Annotated in this window: 15 protein-coding genes; 7 read left to right on the forward strand and 8 right to left on the reverse strand. The window is 38.1% G+C overall.

The annotated features are described in order from the left end of the window. The first annotated feature begins 216 nt into the window (after positions 1 to 216). Positions 217 to 1,263, forward strand: coding sequence for a zinc-dependent dehydrogenase (locus tag IJ00_RS23130; protein WP_035157177.1), 1,047 nt, complete (start codon positions 217 to 219; stop codon positions 1,261 to 1,263). A 189-nt stretch (positions 1,264 to 1,452) separates the two neighbouring features. On the opposite strand, the gene IJ00_RS23135 is transcribed toward IJ00_RS23130, so the two are convergent. After that, a complete protein-coding gene (locus IJ00_RS23135) occupies positions 1,453 to 1,857 on the reverse strand; it encodes a universal stress protein (RefSeq protein ID WP_035157179.1) in 405 nt (134 codons plus the stop codon). A gap of 89 nt (positions 1,858 to 1,946) precedes the next feature. On the opposite strand from IJ00_RS23135, the gene pgk reads away from it, so the two are divergent. After that, positions 1,947 to 3,149 carry a phosphoglycerate kinase gene (gene pgk / locus IJ00_RS23140; RefSeq protein WP_035157181.1) on the forward strand — a complete coding sequence of 401 codons (1,203 nt, stop codon included), beginning with the start codon at positions 1,947 to 1,949 and terminating at the stop codon, positions 3,147 to 3,149. Positions 3,150 to 3,272: 123 nt separating this feature from the next. Here the strand turns inward: pgk and IJ00_RS23145 are convergent, their stop codons facing one another. Continuing rightward, a complete protein-coding gene (locus IJ00_RS23145) occupies positions 3,273 to 3,485 on the reverse strand; it encodes a hypothetical protein (protein ID WP_035157184.1) in 213 nt (70 codons plus the stop codon). A gap of 267 nt (positions 3,486 to 3,752) precedes the next feature. Then, on the reverse strand, positions 3,753 to 4,706 hold the full coding sequence (locus IJ00_RS23150) for a class I SAM-dependent methyltransferase (RefSeq protein WP_035157188.1): 954 nt from the start codon (positions 4,704 to 4,706) through the stop codon (positions 3,753 to 3,755). A gap of 425 nt (positions 4,707 to 5,131) precedes the next feature. Here IJ00_RS23150 and IJ00_RS23155 point away from each other — a divergent pair, with 425 nt between their 5' ends. Next, a complete protein-coding gene (locus IJ00_RS23155; RefSeq protein WP_339366978.1) occupies positions 5,132 to 5,680 on the forward strand; it encodes a hypothetical protein in 549 nt (182 codons plus the stop codon). Here the strand turns inward: IJ00_RS23155 and IJ00_RS23160 are convergent. From IJ00_RS23160 to IJ00_RS23170, 3 genes are read right to left on the reverse strand one after another with little or no spacing between them, the layout of a single operon-like run. Next, positions 5,677 to 7,578 carry a GTPase family protein gene (locus IJ00_RS23160; protein WP_035157190.1) on the reverse strand — a complete coding sequence of 634 codons (1,902 nt, stop codon included), beginning with the start codon at positions 7,576 to 7,578 and terminating at the stop codon, positions 5,677 to 5,679. The genes IJ00_RS23155 and IJ00_RS23160 overlap by 4 nt on opposite strands. 36 nt (positions 7,579 to 7,614) lie before the next feature. Then, on the reverse strand, positions 7,615 to 9,084 hold the full coding sequence (locus tag IJ00_RS23165) for a class I SAM-dependent methyltransferase (RefSeq protein ID WP_035157192.1): 1,470 nt from the start codon (positions 9,082 to 9,084) through the stop codon (positions 7,615 to 7,617). Then, complete coding sequence (locus tag IJ00_RS23170; protein WP_035157195.1) at positions 9,081 to 9,743, reverse strand: hypothetical protein; 663 nt, start codon at positions 9,741 to 9,743, stop codon at positions 9,081 to 9,083. The genes IJ00_RS23165 and IJ00_RS23170 overlap by 4 nt, the downstream gene beginning before the upstream one ends. 73 nt (positions 9,744 to 9,816) lie before the next feature. Here IJ00_RS23170 and IJ00_RS23175 point away from each other — a divergent pair, with 73 nt between their 5' ends. The 4 genes from IJ00_RS23175 (at position 9,817) to IJ00_RS23190 (ending at position 19,001) form a co-directional block, all read left to right on the forward strand. Then, entirely contained in the window at positions 9,817 to 10,767 is a 951-nt protein-coding gene (locus IJ00_RS23175) for a 50S ribosomal protein L11 methyltransferase (RefSeq protein ID WP_035157198.1), read from the forward strand. Positions 10,768 to 10,962: 195 nt separating this feature from the next. Next, the gene (gene trpS / locus IJ00_RS23180; RefSeq protein ID WP_035157200.1) at positions 10,963 to 11,961 is read left to right on the forward strand and encodes a tryptophan--tRNA ligase; all 999 of its coding nucleotides are present in this window, start codon (positions 10,963 to 10,965) and stop codon (positions 11,959 to 11,961) included. Positions 11,962 to 12,020: 59 nt separating this feature from the next. Next, the gene (locus tag IJ00_RS23185) at positions 12,021 to 12,989 is read left to right on the forward strand and encodes a methylenetetrahydrofolate reductase (protein ID WP_046814901.1); all 969 of its coding nucleotides are present in this window, start codon (positions 12,021 to 12,023) and stop codon (positions 12,987 to 12,989) included. A gap of 306 nt (positions 12,990 to 13,295) precedes the next feature. After that, complete coding sequence (locus IJ00_RS23190) at positions 13,296 to 19,001, forward strand: ATP-binding sensor histidine kinase (RefSeq protein WP_035157202.1); 5,706 nt, start codon at positions 13,296 to 13,298, stop codon at positions 18,999 to 19,001. Positions 19,002 to 19,079: 78 nt separating this feature from the next. Here IJ00_RS23190 and IJ00_RS23195 read toward each other — a convergent pair whose 3' ends face one another. Together IJ00_RS23195 and IJ00_RS23200 are read right to left on the reverse strand one after the other, a co-directional pair. Next, positions 19,080 to 20,627: an NAD(P)/FAD-dependent oxidoreductase gene (locus tag IJ00_RS23195; protein WP_035157204.1), complete on the reverse strand. Its 1,548-nt coding sequence runs from the start codon at positions 20,625 to 20,627 to the stop codon at positions 19,080 to 19,082. 282 nt (positions 20,628 to 20,909) lie between these two features. Beyond that, on the reverse strand, positions 20,910 to 21,878 hold the full coding sequence (locus IJ00_RS23200) for a terpene synthase (RefSeq protein ID WP_035157207.1): 969 nt from the start codon (positions 21,876 to 21,878) through the stop codon (positions 20,910 to 20,912). Positions 21,879 to 22,246: the final 368 nt, after the last annotated feature.

Below are 22,246 nucleotides of genomic sequence, written 5' to 3' on the forward strand. Positions count from 1 at the left end.
CAAAAATGTCACGATACCTTGACACTTCAAAGATTTGGCAGATTGAATATTTTAATAGGAAGCTAATTTAAATATATTTGGGGCTTATCAAAAACATGGGGAGTCGTCAGTAAGAATTTTGGGGTGGCGATCGCCAGAGAAAGAATATTTGGAATCACCAAGCAAAAATCACCATCTAATGCTACATCTATGATCGTTGAGCGGTGGTAAATCAACGTGAAAGCACAAGTATTTCGAGGCGTAAATAATTTATCCTACGAAGAAGTACCCGTACCCATCCTAGAAGCCGATGAAGTGCTGGTGCAGGTCAGTGTCGTGGGATTGTGTCAGTCAGATATCAAGAAAATTCGGTATCCGTTGTATGAACCGCCACGGATTTTTGGTCACGAAACGGCGGGAACCATTACCGCAGTTGGCAGTGAAGTCAAAAACTGGCAGTTAGGGCAACGGGTGGCAGTCATGCACCACATTCCCTGTATGCGCTGTGACTACTGCTTGAATGAAAATTACTCGATGTGTGACACCTACAAAAATATTGTCACCACGGCGGGTTTTGCTCCCAGTGGCGGTGGATTTGCTGAGTATGTCAAGATTCCAGGTCATATTGTCAGGAATGGGGGCTTAATTCCTATCCCCGATCATATTTCCTTTGAAGAAGCGAGTTTTGTGGAACCGACCAACTGCTGTTTAAAGGCGGTGAAAAAAGCCCAAATTGCTCCCGGACAGACAGTGCTAATTACTGGAGCCGGACCAATTGGCTTGATGTTTATTATGTTGGTGAAGTTATTTGGTGGCAAGGCGATCGCCACAGATTTACTTCCCTCCCGTATTGAGAAAGCATTGAGTGTGGGTGCAGAAGCTGCATTTGATGCCCGGGATGCGGATTTACCAGGAAAAATCCAGGCTTTAACTAACGGTATGGGTGTGGATGTCACCCTGCTTGCGGTTCCTAACGATAAAGCATTTTTCCAAGCTCTAGATTGTACCCGTAAGGGTGGCAAGATTCTCTTCTTTGCCGAATTCCCCGACGAAGTAGAAATTCCCTTAAATCCGAATATTCTCTATCGTCGAGAAATTGACTTGATGGGAAGTTACAGTTCTTCCTACAAAATCCAGAGTTTAGCAGCAGATATCGTCTTCAATCGTCGGATTGATGTGAATGCTCTGATTAGCGATCGCTATCCCCTCCAGGATTTATCCCAAGCTGTAGACCAGGCGATCGCACCCACACCGGAAACCTATAAAATCTTGATTTATCCGTAAGTTGGGGAATAGGGAATAGGGAATAGGGAATGGGGATAGGAAAAAGTATTTTTATTCTTTCCTACACCCTACCTAACACCAATTTGAAAAAAGAATGCGACAGATGCAAACGACGAAAGCCCAGCTATGTCAAGCTTTCTTAATTACGAATTGCGAATTACGAATTGCCAATTGGTATAACCCTCTTCCTTAAGGCACAATCAGCACCGGACAGGGAGAGAGATTAATCACCCGATTGGTGACACTATCGTGGGAACCCTCATCGGTTAACCCCAAACCTCGACAGCCCATGATAATTAAATTTGCTTCTAACTCATCAGCAACATCGCAGATGGTAAAAGCAGGCTTACCTTGGCGTTCGATAGCATCCGCACTAATCCCCTGGTCAGCAAATAATGACTTAGCGGCTTCCAATAATTGGGCTACTTTTTCCGGAGAAGACATCGCATCACCCCCAGATGCATCTTCCGTCGGCTCAACTACACTCAGTAATATCAAACGGCTGTTGTAGGTTTTGACAATATTCGCTACAACCTCCGCAGCTTCCCGCGCTTCTCGACTTTGATCAACTGGAAATAAAACTGTTTTGAACATTACGTTCACCTCCGCCCCCATGAATCGGTAAAATCTGGATGGTTATTCTTTAGAAAACAATAACAAAAAGGCAATCAGGAGGTTGTGTCGTGTCTAAGAAAACTTTAGCAAATTTATCTGCTGCCGACTTGGCTGGGAAACGCGCTTTTGTGCGGGTAGATTTCAACGTACCTGTAGATGATGCTGGTAACATCACTGATGATACTCGTATCCGAGCAGCTTTACCTACCATCCAAGACTTGACACAGAAGGGAGCTAAGGTAATTCTCGCCAGCCACTTCGGTCGTCCCAAGGGTGTCGATGATAAATTGCGCTTAACCCCGGTTGCCAAGCGTCTATCTGAGTTACTCGGACAAGAAGTGATTAAAACCGATGACTGTATCGGTGATGATGTCGCGGCGAAAGTTGCAGCAATGAGCAACGGACAGGTTTTATTATTGGAAAATGTCCGTTTCTATAAAGAAGAAGAGAAGAACGACCCAGAATTTGCCCAAAAATTAGCTGCTAACGCTGATTTGTACGTCAATGATGCTTTTGGTACTGCTCACCGCGCTCATGCTTCTACTGAAGGTGTAACAAAATATCTCAGTCCTTCCGTGGCTGGATATTTAATCGAGAAGGAATTACAGTACCTGCAAAGTGCCATTGAAAATCCCCAGCGTCCTTTAGCAGCAATTATTGGTGGTTCTAAGGTTTCCAGCAAAATTGGTGTGATTGAAACCCTCCTAGAAAAATGTGACAAGTTAATCATCGGTGGGGGGATGGTGTTCACATTCTTCAAAGCTCGTGGTTTGAGTGTTGGTAAGTCTTTGGTGGAAGAAGACAAGCTGGAATTGGCAAAGTCTTTGGAAGCCAAAGCTAAAGAAAGAGGTGTCGCTTTACTCTTACCTACTGACGTAGTTATCGCTGATAACTTTGCTCCCGATGCTAATGCTCAAACTGTCAGCATCGAGAATATTCCCGATGGTTGGATGGGTTTAGATATTGGTGCTGATTCCGTGAAATTCTTCCAAGAAGCTTTGGCTGATTGTAAGAGTGTGATTTGGAATGGTCCCATGGGTGTATTCGAGTTCGACAAATTCGCTGTCGGTACAGAGGCGATCGCTCACACTTTGGCAACCATTGGCAAGAGTGGTGCTACTACCATCATCGGTGGTGGTGACTCCGTTGCTGCTGTGGAAAAAGTAGGTTTAGCTGACCAAATGAGCCATATTTCCACTGGCGGTGGTGCTAGCTTAGAGCTACTCGAAGGTAAAGTATTACCTGGTATTGCAGCTTTAGATGAAGCCTAATTTCTAGGAAGATGGGGATAGTCACCAAGTGATGGCTATTCCTGTCTCCATCATGGCGATAGAGCTACGCTCCGCCTTAAAGGCGATCGCCATCAGATTCTTGCTCTAAAATTTCCCCTCTAGCTAACGACTAGGAACAACCACCGGATTGGTATAAGGGTCAACATTGGGGTCAATCACTGGTTGCGGATGGGGTTCATGGAAGGGATCCGTATTCGGGTCAATCACTGGCTCTGGATGGGGTTCTTTGTAAGGGTCAATATTTGGGTCGATAAAAGGTTTTGGCTCAGGATTGCGGTATGGGTCAAGATTTGGGTCAGAATTTTTGCTTAACATAGTTAATTTTATCGAGATAATTTGGTGCTTAATTTGGAAAAATCACTACAACTACATTGATTGACTAGTTGTTTGACTGAGATAAAGCCGTTAATATCCAATCGCCAATGATTTATTCACCTAAACACCGCAGCTATGAATATAAAATTAATTGATGATTGCAACCTTGACATCCATCTGTTGATATCCATCCCTAGAGTGAGCCACTAAATGGCAATGGGTAATAGATATTCTTTCACCATTACCCATCTTCTACAAATTCAGAACCTATCTCGGTTTTCTCGCAATAATTGTCCGATGACGTGGATCACTAGCAACAGTCACAGGTGACTCAAAACCGACTTTCTCTAAAGTAGCTTCAATATCAAAAGTGTAGTAGTCATCACTCCATGGTTCAGTACTTTTCATCAAGGTAAAAAGTGCTGGTGGTAGGTTCTGAATCACCGGTGACTTGGGATTATTATCAACTAAGGCAATATAGCCACCGGGACGCAACAAACGTAAAGCTTCTTGAAAAATACTAGTTGTTGCATATCCTGGTAACTCATGGGTGACAAACTGCATCGTCACCAAATCAAAGGAATGACTATCTAAACCTGTGTTCTCTGCCTGAAGATGCAGCCATTGGGAAATTGCCCCCTGTCTATCAAGAATTTTCGCCACACTTAACATATGGGGTGATAAATCCAATCCCACGGTTTTTGGGGAATATCCTTGTTTTTTCTCGTAAAAACGATGGAGAGCTAAGGTAGAAATGCCGACACCCGTGCCAATATCTAAAATATCCTGGATAGGCTCCTGAATATATGTGGCTAGAACCTGGTGAAAAGTACCCCGTAAGCGACGATGGGCAGTCTGCCAAGTCATTTTCTCATTTTTCCATACCCGTAGTGCCATGGCGAAGGTAGCGCTGGGTGCTTCTAATGCAGCTTGCCAACAAAGATTACCTTGGGAATAGGCATGAAAAGGTACTTTGTAGTAGTCGGGATAAGTCGTACTGGGGTTAGTTGATTCGTTGATTTTTTCTTGGATTCCCGATGCTGCTAAGCTTGTGTAGTGTTTTCGCCAGGGAACCCCATTTTTTTCGGCTGTATCGATGATGACTTTTCTCGCCTGGTAGGACATGAGTTTGTAAAGTGGTTTGGTTTGAATCAAGAGATTGACAAACCGCGAGAGCAAGTCTGCGCCAGCCCAATCAGGTTTTAATTTTTGGTTATTCATCTATGGGATAGGGAGTAGAAAAATAGGAGATAGATAAGGGAAGGAAGCATCCATACTGTCATTTGCTTGTTCCTTGCCACCTATGACCTATGAGATTCTTGAAGGATTATTTATATTGTAAATTTGAGGTAAGCAATTCTGATATGTAGTGGACTGATTGCATTTCTTTCATACTCTGCGTATGTATTGTCGGGTAGGGAGCAGGAAGCAAGAGGCTATATCGTGTCTGGGAGATTAATTTACTTCAGATTGTGGGATTGCTTCCTTCCGTCGCAATGACAAAACCTACTTTTGATGATGGAAAAGGTCTAGCTTGCTAATATTGGAGAAGCTAAGAGCTAAAAATGGGGGATATTGTGCCTTACAGTCAATTCAAAACATTGGCAAGTGTGAAGTAAGCATTTGGAATTGTCACCCAGGAAGGTGTGCGTTTTCTACCTGAGTTGGAGGCGATCGCCCCCTCGGATACTCTGCGGAATTTTTTGGAATACAGTTTACCTGTGGCAACGGCAACGGGAAGTGAAAAAGCTCGCTCCGAGTTGATTATTAGCCCAGTTTTGTTAGAGGTGCGGCAAATTTTAAACCAAACAATTAGCTTTTTCTCTGGAGAGGATTTTACCGTTGATGAGACTTTGGGATTAAATGGAACTTGTGATTTTTTGTTGAGTAAATCGACGGAGCTTATTGAAATTGAAGCCCCAGTTTTTATCTTGGTTGAAGCCAAGAAAGCTGATTTAAAGGTAGGTTTGGGGCAATGTGCTGCCGAGATGGTAGCAGCACAAAAGTTTAACCAGATGAAAGCACAGACTGCGGAGCGTAGCTCTATCGCCACAATTTATGGTTGCGTCAGCAATGGCACACAATGGCGGTTTATGCAATTGCAGGATAAACTATTGACCATTGATTTATATGATTATCCCTTGCCACCGGTGGGGCAAATTCTAGCTTTTCTCAGTTGGATGGCACAGAATTAGGGCAGGATACTCGACTCGAATTTCTGTTTTAACTGTTCTGTGCTTAACCCCTGAGTCCAATACTCAACTAAAGCTTGACCAAATGCCCAAGCATTTTTCTCTGGGATGCTGGAGTTATTGAGTAATATTGACCATAGGGACAGTAAATCAAAGGTTAGAGGTTTGGCATCGCTATCGAGTAGACAAAATAATTCGTATGCCATTTGCAGCTTACCAATCACTAAAGGTAAATTTTCTACAGGAATTTGTTCTACTAGTAAAGCACCTAGGGTAGGTCGTCCGGTGGTGAGAGTGGAAATAAATTGCAGAATCGGACTTTTGAGTAGGGTGGTGATTCCTTGGGTTGTGGTCATTTGGAAGGTATAGTGGTCGATAATTTTCGCGGTGGCAATGGTACGAGCTTCCAAATCCTGGAGAAATCGCGCTAGACGTAATTGTTTGGCTGGGGCGATCGCCTCCATTAAACTCAGGGATAAATCTTCTATATTCCAACTCCTACGTCCTAACTGACTATCATTGGTGACTACTGGCAAAACAATATCAGTAAAATCTTTGAGAATTTGACTTCTGTAGGCTGTTGCTTCCCGAATATTAACTTCCTTGGGTTTATCTCCCCATTGCCAATCGTAGGGTGGTTGCCATTCCCGTAGGGGACGTAATTTGTCTACTTGGGTGACAACGGTAATTATCGGTAAATCGGGAATCTGACGATGAATATCCCCCAAAAAATCCACATCTATTTGCAAAGCCGGATCTAAAGCGGGAGTCACTAACAGGAGTAAATCTGCATTGGTGGCATAATTCCTAACTTGTTCACCAATATCAGCTCTTTGTACCTGCTCATAACCGGGGGTATCCCACAGAGTCAAACTTTCTCCTGTTTCTGTCTGCCAATGGTAATTTTGTATCTTGTCTGTACTGGGTAGGGTATCAACGACTGCCAGTTCTGCTTGAAATAATGTATTGATTAAACTACTTTTTCCGGCTCCGGTTCTGCCAACTACAAGAATATTTACTGGTTTTTGTTCAACCTTGGTAATCGGTTCTGCTTGGGTGAAAATTTCCCGCAGGGTTTGGGTGGGGGGTAATTTGGCAGGTGCAGAAACGGTTGAAATCCCCATATTCACCCCCTTGCCATACAGTGCTGCTGCTTGGCGACAGAGATTTCTCAAGGCTGCTTCCCGCAACAATTGACTCAAATTAATTAAAAGTTGCTGATTCGCTTGATTGGCAAAACCCTGACTTGCTCTTTTGGCGATCGCCGCAGCTGGGTTTAGGAAGTACTGAGCCAAATTCCACACACGCATAAATTTCCGTGCCGATGGTTCTAGCTTTTGGTAAACTTCATATGCCTGGTAAGCTTGACCGATGGATACCTGACTTAAGGCTGGGGATAATTTCTGCATCCATGTATCTAAATCATCCACCGTCCCCCGCATTAATCCGTAGGCTTGGGGTATGTAGATATTCAGCAGGGGATACTTCACCTCTGGATAGTAAATATGGGCGATCGCTGCCACTAAATCCTGACAACGTTGCCAAAACTTCTGCCAATCTTCCCACATCGGTGGGTCATTTTGAGCCGTTTGCAAAATCTCTTGGAAGACAGTTTCTATCCTCTGGTTAATGTTACCCGTATCATTGGTTACTAATTGCCCTGCGGATAATTCTAGTTCCTGACTCACCTGTGCTACCACCGCTTCCACCTGAGACACCACGGGTTTTGTCCATTTCACTAGTAGATAACGCCAAGCGAGAAAAATTAACGTAAATAATGCCCAAATCCAATTAATACCCCATGTATGAATTTGGAATCCTGCCGCAACCATAAGAAAAGAAATTATGGCAACAATCGGTAGTGATAGGATTAACCATTGCCACAACTTTAAACGCACCATGATTTTATCCTCCAGGAAATAGTTGTCACTCCTATCTCAATTTATGCCACAATTACTTTCTGAGGTATGGAGCAATGATTTAAGAATATTCAAGTCTAAACTATTCAATATACTCGCTTTAATCGGTCTTTTATCATCCCAGAAAATCAGAGAAGAGTAAAATTTTATCGCAGTTGGCGATCGCAACAGTTCTAAAGTATCTTCGGCTTGTTTTTTGTTTTCAAAGCTGAGAAAATAGACTGTATCATCAAAGATTGTTGGTTGATTATCTATCTCACCCACCAATTGAAAACTTATTTTTTTATAAAGTCCACAAATAGCTATTTTCCAGGGAGAAAAACTGTAATCACCAACTCCAAATACTGAGAAGCGAGGATGCTGTCGATAAATTTTGCTTTTTCTTCCATCTAAATATTGTGAATATCTGGACAAATATTTCCAGGTTTTTGGAGCATATTTTTTGATATCATCTGTTGACTGTCCAATTTGTTTCTGAGTTACTACAACATAGCGGTCTGTTCTCAATACCTGACCTTTGGCAATATCAGAACCTTTTAATAAAGGATACAGATAAGTATCTTCAATATCTATTATTTCACTAAATCCATTCATATACTTATCATCTATTCGATGAAGTTCCATAATATTTGAGCAGTCATGCTTGACTCCAGAACGCCATCTCGTTTGGCTCTTGATATTAAATAATGATTTAACCTCTTCAAATACTTCCATATCTCTAATCAGAGTTTTGTTGTAATACCCCAATCGATAAAAGCTGCTACTTTGCAAGCTGTCAAATATATCATAATTATATTTTGAGGACTCAGAATCAAATTTACATACTAGTAAACAAGCATCTACATTGACATGAAAATATTTCTTTGCATCGATTTTATAAACATGTAGATATGCTAATTTCATTTCTCGATTATAAGTGTAGCTGATAATTTTTCTAGCTACGGATGTTTTACACAAAATTGCAATATATCCATTAATTTTATGCAGATATTCGATACTCTTAATTAACATCCATTCGGAAATATCAAAATTACTTTTTCCAGTAATAGCTTCCAAACCCTGATAATGATTAAAATTACTTTTTGAGGGTAGATTTTGTCCGGAGATTACACCTTGTTGAGAATTTGTCACCCAGGGGAAATTCCCTAAAATTAATGGTTCATACTTATCATATGGTTTTAGCTCAGACCAATCAAACTGAAAAAAATCTTGATGATATATTTCCAGTATGTCATAATTCTTTAGACGATGATTCTGTTGCAATTGACAGAGATAATCAGAATTTATTTCTATGCCAATAATTTTTTCCAGGTATGGAAACATTTGTGATGCCGCATCAATAAAATTTCCATATCCACAAGTAGGCTCAATTACGATACGTGGTTGAATGCCTAATTTACAAATTTTCTGACATATTTCCATTGCCAAATCAATGGGTGTTTGAAAATCACCATATTCTATGAGATGTTTCTGTTTTATCTGATTCATGGATTTGCTTTGTAAACAGAAATTATACCTGATTCCTGACCAGAATATGCAATAATTCTGCTATATTGTAGTCGCCATTGCAAAGCATTAGAAATAGTTAAGAACCCTTGCAAGGGAGGATTAGCTAATATTTCATCGGCAATGTTATAAGCTTCAATTTCATCTACAGGTAAATTACGTTCCAGCATAAAGGCGACTAAATCATCCTGATTACCTTCATTCGTGAGGATATGACGAATTCCACGAGTCATTTGAAAATCGGCTGTTCTTTCTGCGCTGAGATAGATTGTATGTAGAATATTTAAATTACTAGTTCGATTGACACTATCATCTAATTTTTCGTAGACAAAAATAATTAATGAGTAGCCCAATCCATAGATTTTCTGTCTTGCGGATTTGAAAGGACAGGATGATTGAGGTTGCCTGATACTTGTCACTTTCATATCTACTAGTAATTTCGGAAAGTCGATACCACTAGCTGAACTACCTACAGTAAACTCATAGTTTGCCAGTAAATAGGTTCTAAATTTATGTTCTAAATATGTGCCCACAGCTTTACCATCTGTGACACCATAGAGTGATGGTTCTAAGTGTTGGGATTCCCAAACTGAAAAATTTGCCGCTTCTGAGCAAAGTATCTCTATTGTTAAATCTGACATTGTTGCAATTAGCGATCGCAACAAATATCATAATCTATGATTACTATTCTCAGACCCGTCCCCCGAAAAAGATATGTCATTTGTTGAACTGAGCTTGCATACCACTGATGAAGCTGTGGATTGGGTCTGTACCATACTTGCTGATACTAATTATATCAGCGATATTACCGTGACACCCTGGGCAGATGCTTCCCAACCAGAATGGACACATCGTATTTGCTGGTATATCCCTGATGATATGCAAAGTAATTCTCGTACAGAAGCAATATCTCATGTCCTAGCTGGTTTACAACGCACAGGGTTAAGCACAGATTTACAAATGGCAGTTGTCACAGAAAAAGTGATTCCAGAAACTGATGCTGTGATTCGTGTCGGCGATCGCCTGATAATTATCACCAATGATGTTATCCCCCCAGATATCACCCAGGAGAATATTATCTTAAAACTAAAAACTACCTTGGCATTTGGTAGTGGTTTACATCCCGCAACGGTATTAGCTCTGAAACTAGTGGAAAAATATGTTTCTCCAGGGATGCATGCTTTAGATTTAGGTTCTGGTTCTGGAATTTTGAGTGTCGCGATCGCCAAGTTAGGAGCTACAGTCTTAGCCTTAGATAATGACCCTGTGGCTGTACAATCAACCCAAGAAGCTGTACAACGCAATCAGCTAGAATCCCAAGTCACCGTGATGGGAGGTAGTTTAGGATGCGGCAGTCAGATGGGACATTGGATGGGTGGCAATACGATTGCAGATGTCTCGGTAATTACTCCCCAGGAAGACTTTGATTTAATCGTGGGCAATGTGTTTGGACGCATCCATCTAGCTCTAGTCGCTGATTATTACAAGGCTTTACGTTCTACCCATGGTCAAGACGGCATCTTGATTATATCGGGTTTCACCACTGAGTATGAAGATAATTTAATTACATCCCTTACAGAAGCAGGATTTAGGGTAATTGGTTATGAAAATTGCGACGATTGGGTGGCGATCGCCTTTGCAAAAAATAATATACTTTCTCATTAACCGTCAAGTATTTCCCCTTACTCCCCTACAGACGCGATATAGACTCTTTTACAGAAACTGAGTCGCAAAGCTACACGCTAACACGTCTCTACTCCCTACTTATTACTCCTTCCCCATTCCCCAATCCATTAAAATAATAGGAGTTTTTTGCCTATATTTGCGGCAGAAACATGAGAACACTAAATTAACTAAGTTATGGCTAGGCAAAGAATACTTTCTGGCGTTCAACCAACTGGCAATTTACATTTAGGTAACTACCTCGGTGCAATTCGTAACTGGGTAGAAACCCAAAGTCAGTATGAAAATTATTTTTGCGTAGTCGATTTACACGCAATTACCGTACCCCACAATCCCGCAACCCTTGCCGAAGATACCTACACCATCGCCGCGTTATATCTAGCTTGTGGTATCGATTTAAACTATTCCACAATTTTCATTCAATCCCATATTCCAGCCCATAGTGAATTGACTTGGCTGTTTAACTGTATCACCCCCATGAATTGGTTAACGGACATGATTCAATTTAAGGAGAAATCCGTCAAACAGGGGGAAAATGTCGGGGTTGGTTTGCTAGATTACCCCGTCTTGATGGCAGCAGATATTTTACTCTACAAAGCTGATCAAGTACCCGTGGGAGAAGACCAAAAACAGCATTTAGAATTAACAAGGGATATTGTCAACCGATTTAATCATCAATTTGGGGAAGTCTTAAAATTACCTCACCCCATGATTCGCAAGGAAGGTGCAAGGGTGATGAGTTTGACAGATGGAACCAAAAAAATGTCTAAATCTGACCCCTCGGAATTAAGTCGGATTAATTTGTTAGATTCTGCCGACGAGATTAGCAAAAAGGTAAAACGCTGTAAAACTGACCCCATCAAGGGTTTAAGCTTTGATGTTCCAGAGCGTCCAGAATGTCAGAATCTACTGACCTTATATATGTTACTCTCCGGCAAAACTAAGGAAGCGGTAGCAGCAGAATGTCAGGATATGGGTTGGGGACAATTTAAACCCCTATTTACAGAAACTGTGATTAGCGCACTGCAACCAATTCAGCAGAAATATCAAGAAGTGCGAGCAGATAAAACCTATTTGGAATCGGTGTTACGAGAAGGGAGAGAAAAAGCCGCAGCGATCGCCAACCAAACCCTTGCCGAAGTGAAAGCAGCAATGGGGTATTCCGTGCCACTGTAGCAATTTTCCATATTAAATTTTAGATTTGAGATACAGACAAATCTCAAGTCTAGAATTTTATGCATGAAAATCATAGCCCATTACCCATAAGTTCTTTCCGTAGTGCAGCCCTAGCAGGTAATTTTTTAATCACTGCTGAAGTTGCTCCACCTAAGGGTAGCGATGTCTCCCATATGTTACAAATGGCAGCGACTCTTAAGGGGAGAGTTCATGCTGTCAATGTCACAGATGGTAGTCGTGCTGTCCTCAGAATGTCTTCCCTTGTAGCATCAGCAATTTTGTTACATCAGGGAATTGAACCTATTTGTCAGATTGCTTGCCGCGATCGCAACCGTATTGGTATCCAAGCAGACTTAATGGGTGCCCATGCTCTCGGTATCCATAATATCCTGGCATTAACTGGTGACCCCGTAAAGGCGGGCGATCATCCCCAGGCAAAACCTGTATTTGACCTGGAAGCAGTGAGATTATTGCAACTCATACAGAAGCTGAATCAAGGGGTAGATGACAACGAGAAACCCCTCCCAGATGGTGCAACAGACCTCTTTACAGGTGCTGCGGTAGACCCACAATGTCCTAGTTGGTCGGGTTTACAAAGTCGCTTTGAAAAGAAATTAGCCGCCGGAGCGCAATTTTTCCAGAGTCAACTAATTACTGACTTTGACCGTTTAGATAAATTTATGAATACCATCGCCGCAGGATGTAATAAGCCAATTTTAGCGGGAATCTTCCTGTTGAAATCAGCCAAAAATGCGGAATTTATCAATCGTTGCGTTCCTGGTGTTCAGATACCTCAACACATAATTGATAGATTAGCTCAGGCAAAAGACCCCCTAGAAGAAGGGATGAAAATTGCTGCGGAACAGGTGAAAATTGCTCAACAACTTTGCCAGGGTGTACACATGATGGCAGTGAGACGAGAAGATTTAATCCCTGAGATTCTAGAAATGGCTGGAGTCGGTTTGACTAGTTCCAGACTAACATCCCCTAGTGTCCCAGAAGAAAGAATCCAGTTGATAGGAAATTAGGTAATTACCTATTCTAATTGTCAATTTTGAGAATTTCCATGGAGAAGATACTATTTTTCTCCATTTTTTTATTATGTATAACTTACCTAGAATATTTGTATTTTTTGCATGATTTGTTGATGAAAATGATTATAATAAAAATCTGCGATCGCCACAATTGAAGAGAATATCTAGAAATTAAGTTTATCGTAAAAATACTTACATCTAAAAGCTTCACAACTCATTCATAATAGAGCCTCTATCATGGTGAATCTGCTTATTTTTTTGGGAACAATACCTTATAGGTAATATCAGAATCATCCGACTATGTTAGTTCCAACCGATAAGCTCAATATTCTGCCTGGATATAATTTCGTTGAGAAGCTCTACTCTGGGATTAAAACCGTTGTTTGTCGCGCGATTCGGAAAGAAGATAATCAAAGCGTGATTATCAAGCTCATGCGAAGCGAATATCCTACCTTCAGTGAAATTGTGCAATTTCGGAATCAGTATACTATTACCAAAAATATAGATATTCCTGGTGTAGTTAAATCCTATGCCCTGGAAACCTACGGTAATGGTTACGCAATTATCATGGAAGATTTTCGTGGTATTTCCCTCTTGAATTATATGGCAACCCTGAGTCAATCTATGCATACCAGGGAATTATCAATTCAAGACTTTCTACCTATAGCGATTCAGATAATACAAATTCTCGGGCAACTCCACAAAGCCAGAATAATTCATAAAGATATTAAACCAGATAATATTCTGATTAATCCTGAAACTAAAGTTATTAAAATTATTGATTTTAGTATAGCCTCTCTCCTCCCCAGAGAAATTCAATTTCTCACCAATCCAAATATTTTAGAAGGAACTTTGGCATATATTTCTCCAGAGCAAACTGGAAGAATGAATCGGGGTATAGACTACCGTACTGACTTTTATTCTTTGGGTGTGACATTTTTTGAACTCTTGACAGGGAAATTACCCTTTGACACAGCAGATTCCATGAGATTAGTTCACTGTCATATAGCCAAAGAAGTTCCTGTAATTAGCACAATTAACCCGAAGGTACCAACTATTCTCTCGGAAATCATCAGTAGATTGATGGCAAAAAATGCCGAAGATCGTTATCAGAGCGATCGCGGACTATGTCATGATCTCCAAGAATGCTACCGTCAATGGCAAAGTACTGGGGAAATCTTACCCTTTCAACTAGGAAGTCAAGATATTTGCGATCGCTTTCTCATCCCCGAAAAGCTCTATGGTAGAGAAACCGCAGTGGATACCTTACTACAAAGCTATGACAGAGTTTCCCATGGCTGTAAGGAAATGATTCTTGTGGCAGGATGTTCTGGTGTGGGTAAAACTGCTGTGGTGAACGAAGTTCACAAACCCATGCTCAAAAGACAAAGTTTCTTTATCAAAGGTAAATTTGACCAATTTCAAAAAGATATCCCATTCTTTGCGCTAGTTGAAGCATTCCGTGACTTAATTAAACAAATACTCACAGAAACTGACGAAAGTATTGAAAACCGGAAATCACAAATTCTCCAAGCACTAGGAGAACAAGCAAAAGTGATTACGGATTTAATCCCCGAATTAGAATTGATTATTGGTGAACAATCACCTGCTCCCGAATTATCTGGTAGTGCTGCTCAAAATCGCTTTAACCGACTATTTCAAAGATTTATCCAAGTCTTTACTAAAAAAGAACATCCCCTAGTAATTTTTCTGGATGATTTGCAATGGGCAGATACCGCATCCTTGCAGTTTATCCAACTAATGATGAGTCAAAATCACCAAACAAACGGAACAAGTGAATCTGAAGAGGACAGTAGCTTACTATTCATAGGAGCCTATCGTGATAATGAAGTCAGCAAAAGCCATCCTCTATGCTTAACCCTAAATGAAATTCAAAAGTCAGGCTTAAATATTCAGACAATTAGCCTTAATAGCTTAAGTCAAGGTGATTTGAATCAGTTAATTGCTGACACCTTACATAGCAGCATATCCTATGCTACTCCCTTGACACAAATGATATTTGCTAAAACCCAAGGTAATCCATTTTTTGTCAACCAATTTATTAAATTATTATATCAGGAAGAATTAATAAGATTCAACTATGAAGAGCGTTTTTGGGAATATCAATTAATTAAAATTCAAGCATTAGCTTTAACTAATGATGTTGTTGAATTTATGGCAAATCAGTTGCAGAAACTACCAGAGAATACCCAAAGTATTTTGCAACTAGCTGCTTGTATTGGAAATCAGTTTGATTTAAAAACCCTAGGAATTATTCGTCAAAAATCAGATACAGAAATAGCTTCAGATTTGTGGTCAGCTTTAGTTGAAGGTTTAATCATACCACAGAATGAAATCAGTAAGCTAGTTGTAGCTGGCAAATCTCTACAGGATTCTCCAATAAATAATCCATTTATTTATTCAGAGACTCCGGAATATAAATTTGTTCATGATAGAGTTCAACAAGCTGCCTATTCTCTGATTCCAGATAGTAAAAAACAGCTAATTCACTGGAAAATTGGGCATACATTATTACAAGATACATCCTTAGAAGAACGAGAAGATAAGATTTTTCTCATAGTGAATCAGTTCAATCAATCTTTACTATTAATTGTTGATGAGAAAGAAAGGCAATCGCTTGCAGAAATGAATTTACTCGCGGGTAAAAAAGCCTTAACCTCAACTGCATACGAAGCAGCTTTTAACTATTTAAATACTGGAATAGAATTACTTTCAGAAAAAGCCTGGAAATATCAGTATAATTTAACTTTAGCTTTACATGAAACAGCCGCAGAAGCAAGCTATTTATGTGGAGAATTTAAGCAGGCTGAGAAGTTCATTGAAGTGATTATATCAGATACTAAAAACATATTAGATAGTATTAAAGCTTATGAGATAAAAATTCAATTGTACGGGGCACAAAATCAAGCAAAAGAAGCCATCAGAATAGCACTATTTATTCTTAATAAACTAGGAGCCGATTTTCCAGATAACCCAAGTGTCACAGATATACAATTATCAATGGAATCAGTGAGATTGCTCATTCATGAAGAAAAGATAGAAGATTTAGTTAATTTACCTGAAATGCAAGAAGAAAAAGCAAAAGGTTGCATGCAAATTCTATCATCTATCGTTGCTCTTGTCTATCAAGCTACTCCAGAAATATTTCCATTAGTTGTATGCAAACAAGTTGAATTATCACTTATTAAAGGAAATTCTCCTTTTTCTGCATTTGGATATCTGATGTATGGAGTAATGCTTTGTAGCACAATTGAAACATTAGAAACAGGTTACAAGTTTGGCAAGTTATCTATAGAATTATTAAATAAAAATTATGCCAAAGAAGTAAAAGCTAAAGTTTTAGTTGTATTTAATGTTGTGATTAGACATTGGTATGAAGACCTAAAACAAGTTCTTAATCCATTGCTAAATGCTTACGTTGTAGGATTGGAGGTGGGAGATTTAGAATATTCTGCCTATGCGATTAAGCATTATTCTTCTTGCTCTTTCATGGTAGGCAAAGAACTTAATGACTTAAAAAAGGAAATCTCTAATTATCTTAATTCAATTTATAATCTCAATCAGGAAATTATATATTTATGGTGTAGTCTTGATAATCAAATAGTATTAAATCTCCTTGGAGAAGCAGATAATGTTTGTAAATTGAGTGGTGAATCATATGATGAAGAAAAAATGTATATAACCCATATACAAAAAAATGATATTATGGGTTTGTTTAATTTATATTTAGCGAAACTACAACTTTGCTACTTATTTAATGAATTAATGGAAGCAGTTGAGCATTCTTCTACGGCTGAAAAATATATAATTGGAGTTGTTGGACAAGCAAGCTTCTCAATTTATCATTTCTATGATTCATTAACCAATCTTGCTATCTACATAGACACAGAAGAAGAAAATAAAAATCCTATTTTATCAAGGATTAAATCCAATCAAGAGAAAATGGAACATTGGGCAAAACACGCACCAATGAACTATCTGCATAAATATCACTTAGTAGAGGCAGAAAAAAATCGGGTATTAGGTAATAAGCTGGAAGCAATAGAGTTATACGATCGCGCTATTCAGGGAGCGAAAGAAAATCAGTATACCCAAGAAGAAGCACTAGCAAACGAATTAGCAGCTAAATTCTATCTCACATGGGAAAAGGAAAAAATAGCTCAAAGCTATATGATTGAAGCCTATTATGCTTATAGTCGTTGGGGAGCAAAGGCAAAAGTTGATGATTTAGAAAAACGCTATCCACAGTTACTCTCTCCAATCCTGCACAAAGAGGTAATTAATCTCCCTAGTCCAAAAAGTAGTATTTCTACTATTCATCAAACTCTACACACTCTGCAAACTTTTAGTAATTTGAATATAAGTCAAACACTTCTTGGTTCTCATACTACTGTCAGTGACTCCTTAGATATGGCATCTATTATTACCGCTTCTCAAGCAGTGTCTGGAGAAATTGAATTGGATAAACTCATCTCTACTTTTATGACAGTAGTGATGGAAAATGTCGGAGCATCTAAATGTGTTTTGATATTACAAGAAAGTGGTGATAGAGCTACACCCCATTCTTCGAGCGATAGAGCTATGCTCCACCCTTCGGGCGATCGCTCAAAATTTAATATTGCTGCTCTCAGTCGTACTTCTTCCCAACAAGTCATTTTAACTGAGTTTCTGGGTATACCCTTTCAGGAAAGTACAGAAGTTCCGGTGAGTATGATTAACTATGTCAAGCGCACAGGAGAGAGGATACTAATCGATGATGCCACAACAGAAGAATTTTTAGGTAGTGAAAACTATATTCGACTATCGCAAGCTAAGAGTATTATCTGTGTGCCAGTTGTCAATCAAGGCAAGATGTTAGGAATTGTCTATCTAGAAAATAATCTTACAGTTAAAGCATTTACCCAAGCTAGAATCAGATTATTAAATCTCTTGATGACACAAGCAGCAATCTCTCTTGAAAATGCGATGCTTTATCAAGATTTGACACAAGCAAAAGAAAATTTAGAAGAATATAATCATACACTCGAAGCAAAGGTAGCTTGCAGAACTCAGGAACTAAATGATAAAAATCAATGTTTAGAAAAAACATTACTGGAGTTACAAAATACCCAAGCTCAATTAATTCAAAGTGAGAAAATGTCATCTCTTGGTCAAATGGTAGCAGGAGTTGCCCATGAGATAAATAATCCAGTTAATTTTATCCATGGCAATGTTAAACATGCACGAGATTATGTTCAAGATTTGTTAGAAATGATAGAAGTTTACCAGCAAGAATATCCTACTCCCACAGATTTAGTGGTAGAAACTGCTGAAAATATAGATATAGAATTTTTGCTAACAGATTTACCCAAGTTGCTCGATTCTATGGAAATAGGAGCAACTCGTATTCGTGATATTGTTTTGGGTTTACGCAATTTTTCCCGTTTGGATGAGTCAGATATGAAAGCTGTAGATATCCATGAGGGAATTGATAGTACTTTAATGATTTTACAACATCGCTTAAAGGGTAAAACGGAATCTTCTACTGGAAGTATTCTTCCAGAAATTCAAGTTGTGAAACAATACACAAATTTACCGGAAATTAATTGCTATGCAGGGCAATTAAATCAGGTATTTATGAACATTTTAAGTAATGCAATTGATGCAGTAGAAGATTCCGTAATAAAGGGTTTAAAAGAGAATGTCAGTGGAAGTGGGAATCCATCCGTCAGTAATTACCTACCCAGGATTACTATTCGCACAGAAATGAAGGATACTAATACCGTCAGAGTTGCTATTGCTGATAACGGTTCGGGAATCAGTGAGAATATCAGGCAGAAAATTTTCGATCCCTTTTTCACAACTAAACCTGTGGGAAGCGGTACCGGATTAGGATTAGCTATTAGTTATCAAATTATCGTTGATAAGCATCACGGGTTATTGTTATGTGAGTCCACTCTTGGTGAAGGTTCAGAGTTTATAATTGAACTTCCGATTATGATGTGAGTGAATAGATCTTAGTAATTAATATTTCTAGGAGGAGAAAAGTCACACAGTGGAGATTACTTGGAAAGAGTGATAAATTTATATGCTCTTGGTATATTCCTTATTAATCTCCTTTTGCTCTGAAGATAGGTGTTTGTTTACTTGAGATTTCTGCCATACTTTTCTGTAATGAGAAAAATTTATTGGCGCAAAAAAATGCTTAAAGTTCTTCCATCCAGAATCATATATTTGTAAACCCATATCTTTCATCAATTGTTCAATATAATGAAAGCTAAATGGGGCAACACAAGTTCCATTATATTTTCCATAACGCCAGTTTCTTTGTCTCCAATAGAACTCAGCTTCCATTTCTCGGTAAATATCTTCTTTGGAAGGTAAATTTAAATTGCCTTTAAAGTAATCTCTTAACCACCAAGAGCCGATTTCTGATGTAATTGGGCAAAAAAAGCTAGAATTGTATCCAACAAAACCTATATCAGGTATATCAGGATGAATTAAATTTCGATACAAATTAAAATTACCATTGTTATCTACAATCAAGGTACGGTAATAATCTTCCAAAAACGAAATATTTTGGCAAAATCCTGTTGCAAAAATCAGTGTATCTGCTGATATTATTTTGCCATCATTTAATTCTATTGTATTGGGAGATAATTTTGTAATAGTTGATTTATAAGTAGTTATTTTACTAGAATTAACATTTTTATAAAAACCCTCAGAAGCCAAATTTGCATTACAATTGAAAGATGTTTGCAAAGATTTATCTGGTAATAAATTAGAATTATATAAGCCAAATTGTATACACAGTGACTGTTGAAGTGCTTGCCAAAATAATGATACTATATACTTCCCATAAGTATGTAATATTTTTTCTATTCCTTGCAAACTATGGTAAGGGATGAAAGTTTCAGACCATCTTGCTAAAAGAATATATTTAAAATTAATAAAACCAAAGAAAAATTTAGGTATTTTCCATGAAGGATTACGAAAAACTAAAGTACATTTTTTTGCTACATTTGCAGCCAAATTAGCTATATCTGTAGCTGATCTACCTAAACCGACAATGACAACTTGTTTATTCGTTAGTAAAGATATTTCATTCACTTCTGTGGAATGTAGTATTTTCCCTCCAGAATTGATAAACTCATTAGCACCTGAGATAAGGGGTTTATTAGGAATATTAAATGTTCCATTACAGACTAGAACCAAGTCAAAGAAATAATTATTCTCTATTCTTTGTCCAATCTCAATATCTAAGCATAAAGTTCTGACAACCCAACCTGAACTAGTATGATTTATCTTTTCGAGTTTAATAACCTGTGAGTTAAATTGAATTCTCTCTAGAATTCCAAAATACTGAGCATAGGATTGTAAATAATTTTTAACTTGCTCACCACTTGGCCATTCTGGATATGATTCGGGCATGGGATAGTCGGAAAAAGCATAGGTATCTTTAGTACTTTGAAGACCTAATCCTAAATATCTTTTTGATTTTTCCCAAACACCACCTAAATCATTTTGTTTTTCAAAAATAGTTACATCGTAATCTTCTTCCAAGAAAGTTTTGGCAGCTACTAAACCGCTAACTCCAGCTCCAATTACACAAACTTTTTTAATAGGTTTCATTATTTTATAGAGAAAAGTATTTTTATTTGAGTTTTTTTTGATTATTTAAATTCACTATCAGTAAATTTTGTCTTCTAATATATTAAAAAATCACTGATAATTAACAGTAAGCTAAAAATAATCTATTTCTAAATATGAGTAGCTATTAAAACAGCAAAAATATTTCGTACTATTTCAACTAACGAAAATATATTTTTAGAGTAATTAAAAATGCCAAACACTATTTAGAAATAGCATATTAAATCACAAAAAATATACCAAATATTTGATATCTGTCTATGCTTAAGAAATAACGACATCTAGCTTTTCTGTAGTATGATACCGAGCAGTATGAGAATACCAATTCATACTACTACTTATCCAATGATGCATTCCATTAACATATTTTAGTACTTCTGCATCTACTAAAACTCCAAAATTTGGTGGGTATTTTTCTAAAGCAATCATCGAGTTTACTTGCTGATCATGCATCTTAGCAGTTGTTTGCATAGACTCATCAAAGCTGAGTTTATGTTTATGGTGTAACACTAGTACTAAGCTATGAACTTCATTGCTTGCAATCTCTCTAGGTGCAGAAAAAATATCATTACACCAGCAAACAATATTATTTGTCATAATTTTGAGTTCTTTGAGGTAATTACTATTTCTAGCTTCATCAGAGATTTGTAAGTGATCGCAAAATTCTATTAACTCAATTAGGGGTTCCATAGCCCCTGTTAATTGGCGTAATTTGATATAGCCTTCAACATCTGGGACAATTTTATTAGTACGATTTATAGCTTCTTGAAGCATACCATTCAAGTAGTCTTCAACCGTCTTCACAAAACCATCAAACCATTTTTGGTTTGTCATTGGAAGCATTCTTTCCCTTAAATCATGTAAAGCATGGGAAAGGGGTACATCTTTAGTTGTAACTTCTGCACCTTTTAACACCTCAAGGAATCTTTTATGGAAAGATTTTATCAACAATGGTTGTTCGCCTATTTCAGACATATCACACTGATCGTCCCACATTAGTATCCAACTAATCCAATCATGAGCAATCTTTAATTCTTCTAGATCACAATAGGGATGTGCCCCTGACATTAGTAACGCAAACTTAGATTTTAAGAAACGCTGATATGCTAATTCATCTGTCAGCAAATTGAAACGTAAAATCCATTCAATGGCATAGTCAGCTAAAACATCAACATGTTTATTAACTTGATATGGGAAGGGTGAGTATAATTCTGGGAAGAAAAGTTTTTGCATATCGTTTGTAATATAATTCTGAAATTTTGGCAAAAAATCAAGATTTGTCGATTTTATTCACAGAAAAGAATGAAAGTAATAATATTTCAAGTACCACAAACAGTATTAACTAAACACAAAATTATGTTTTAAGAATAATGTAAAGTGATAAGAAATAATATTTGATTTTGAGTAGAAGCTCATATTTTAGAATGTTTTATGACCAAATTTGCAATGCAAAAAAACCGTAAACTTTGAGTTATACCCATATAACCTAACAATGAGATTCAAAAATCAGGTGGTGTTCTATAGCAGAATTATGATTATTCTGTATAGGTTTTTGCTTGTAAAAACAAGCTTATGTTATGTCAGTAGAGTGAATAACCTCT

It is taken from the genome of Calothrix sp. 336/3, assembly GCF_000734895.2.
Lineage (GTDB): Bacteria > Cyanobacteriota > Cyanobacteriia > Cyanobacteriales > Nostocaceae > 336-3.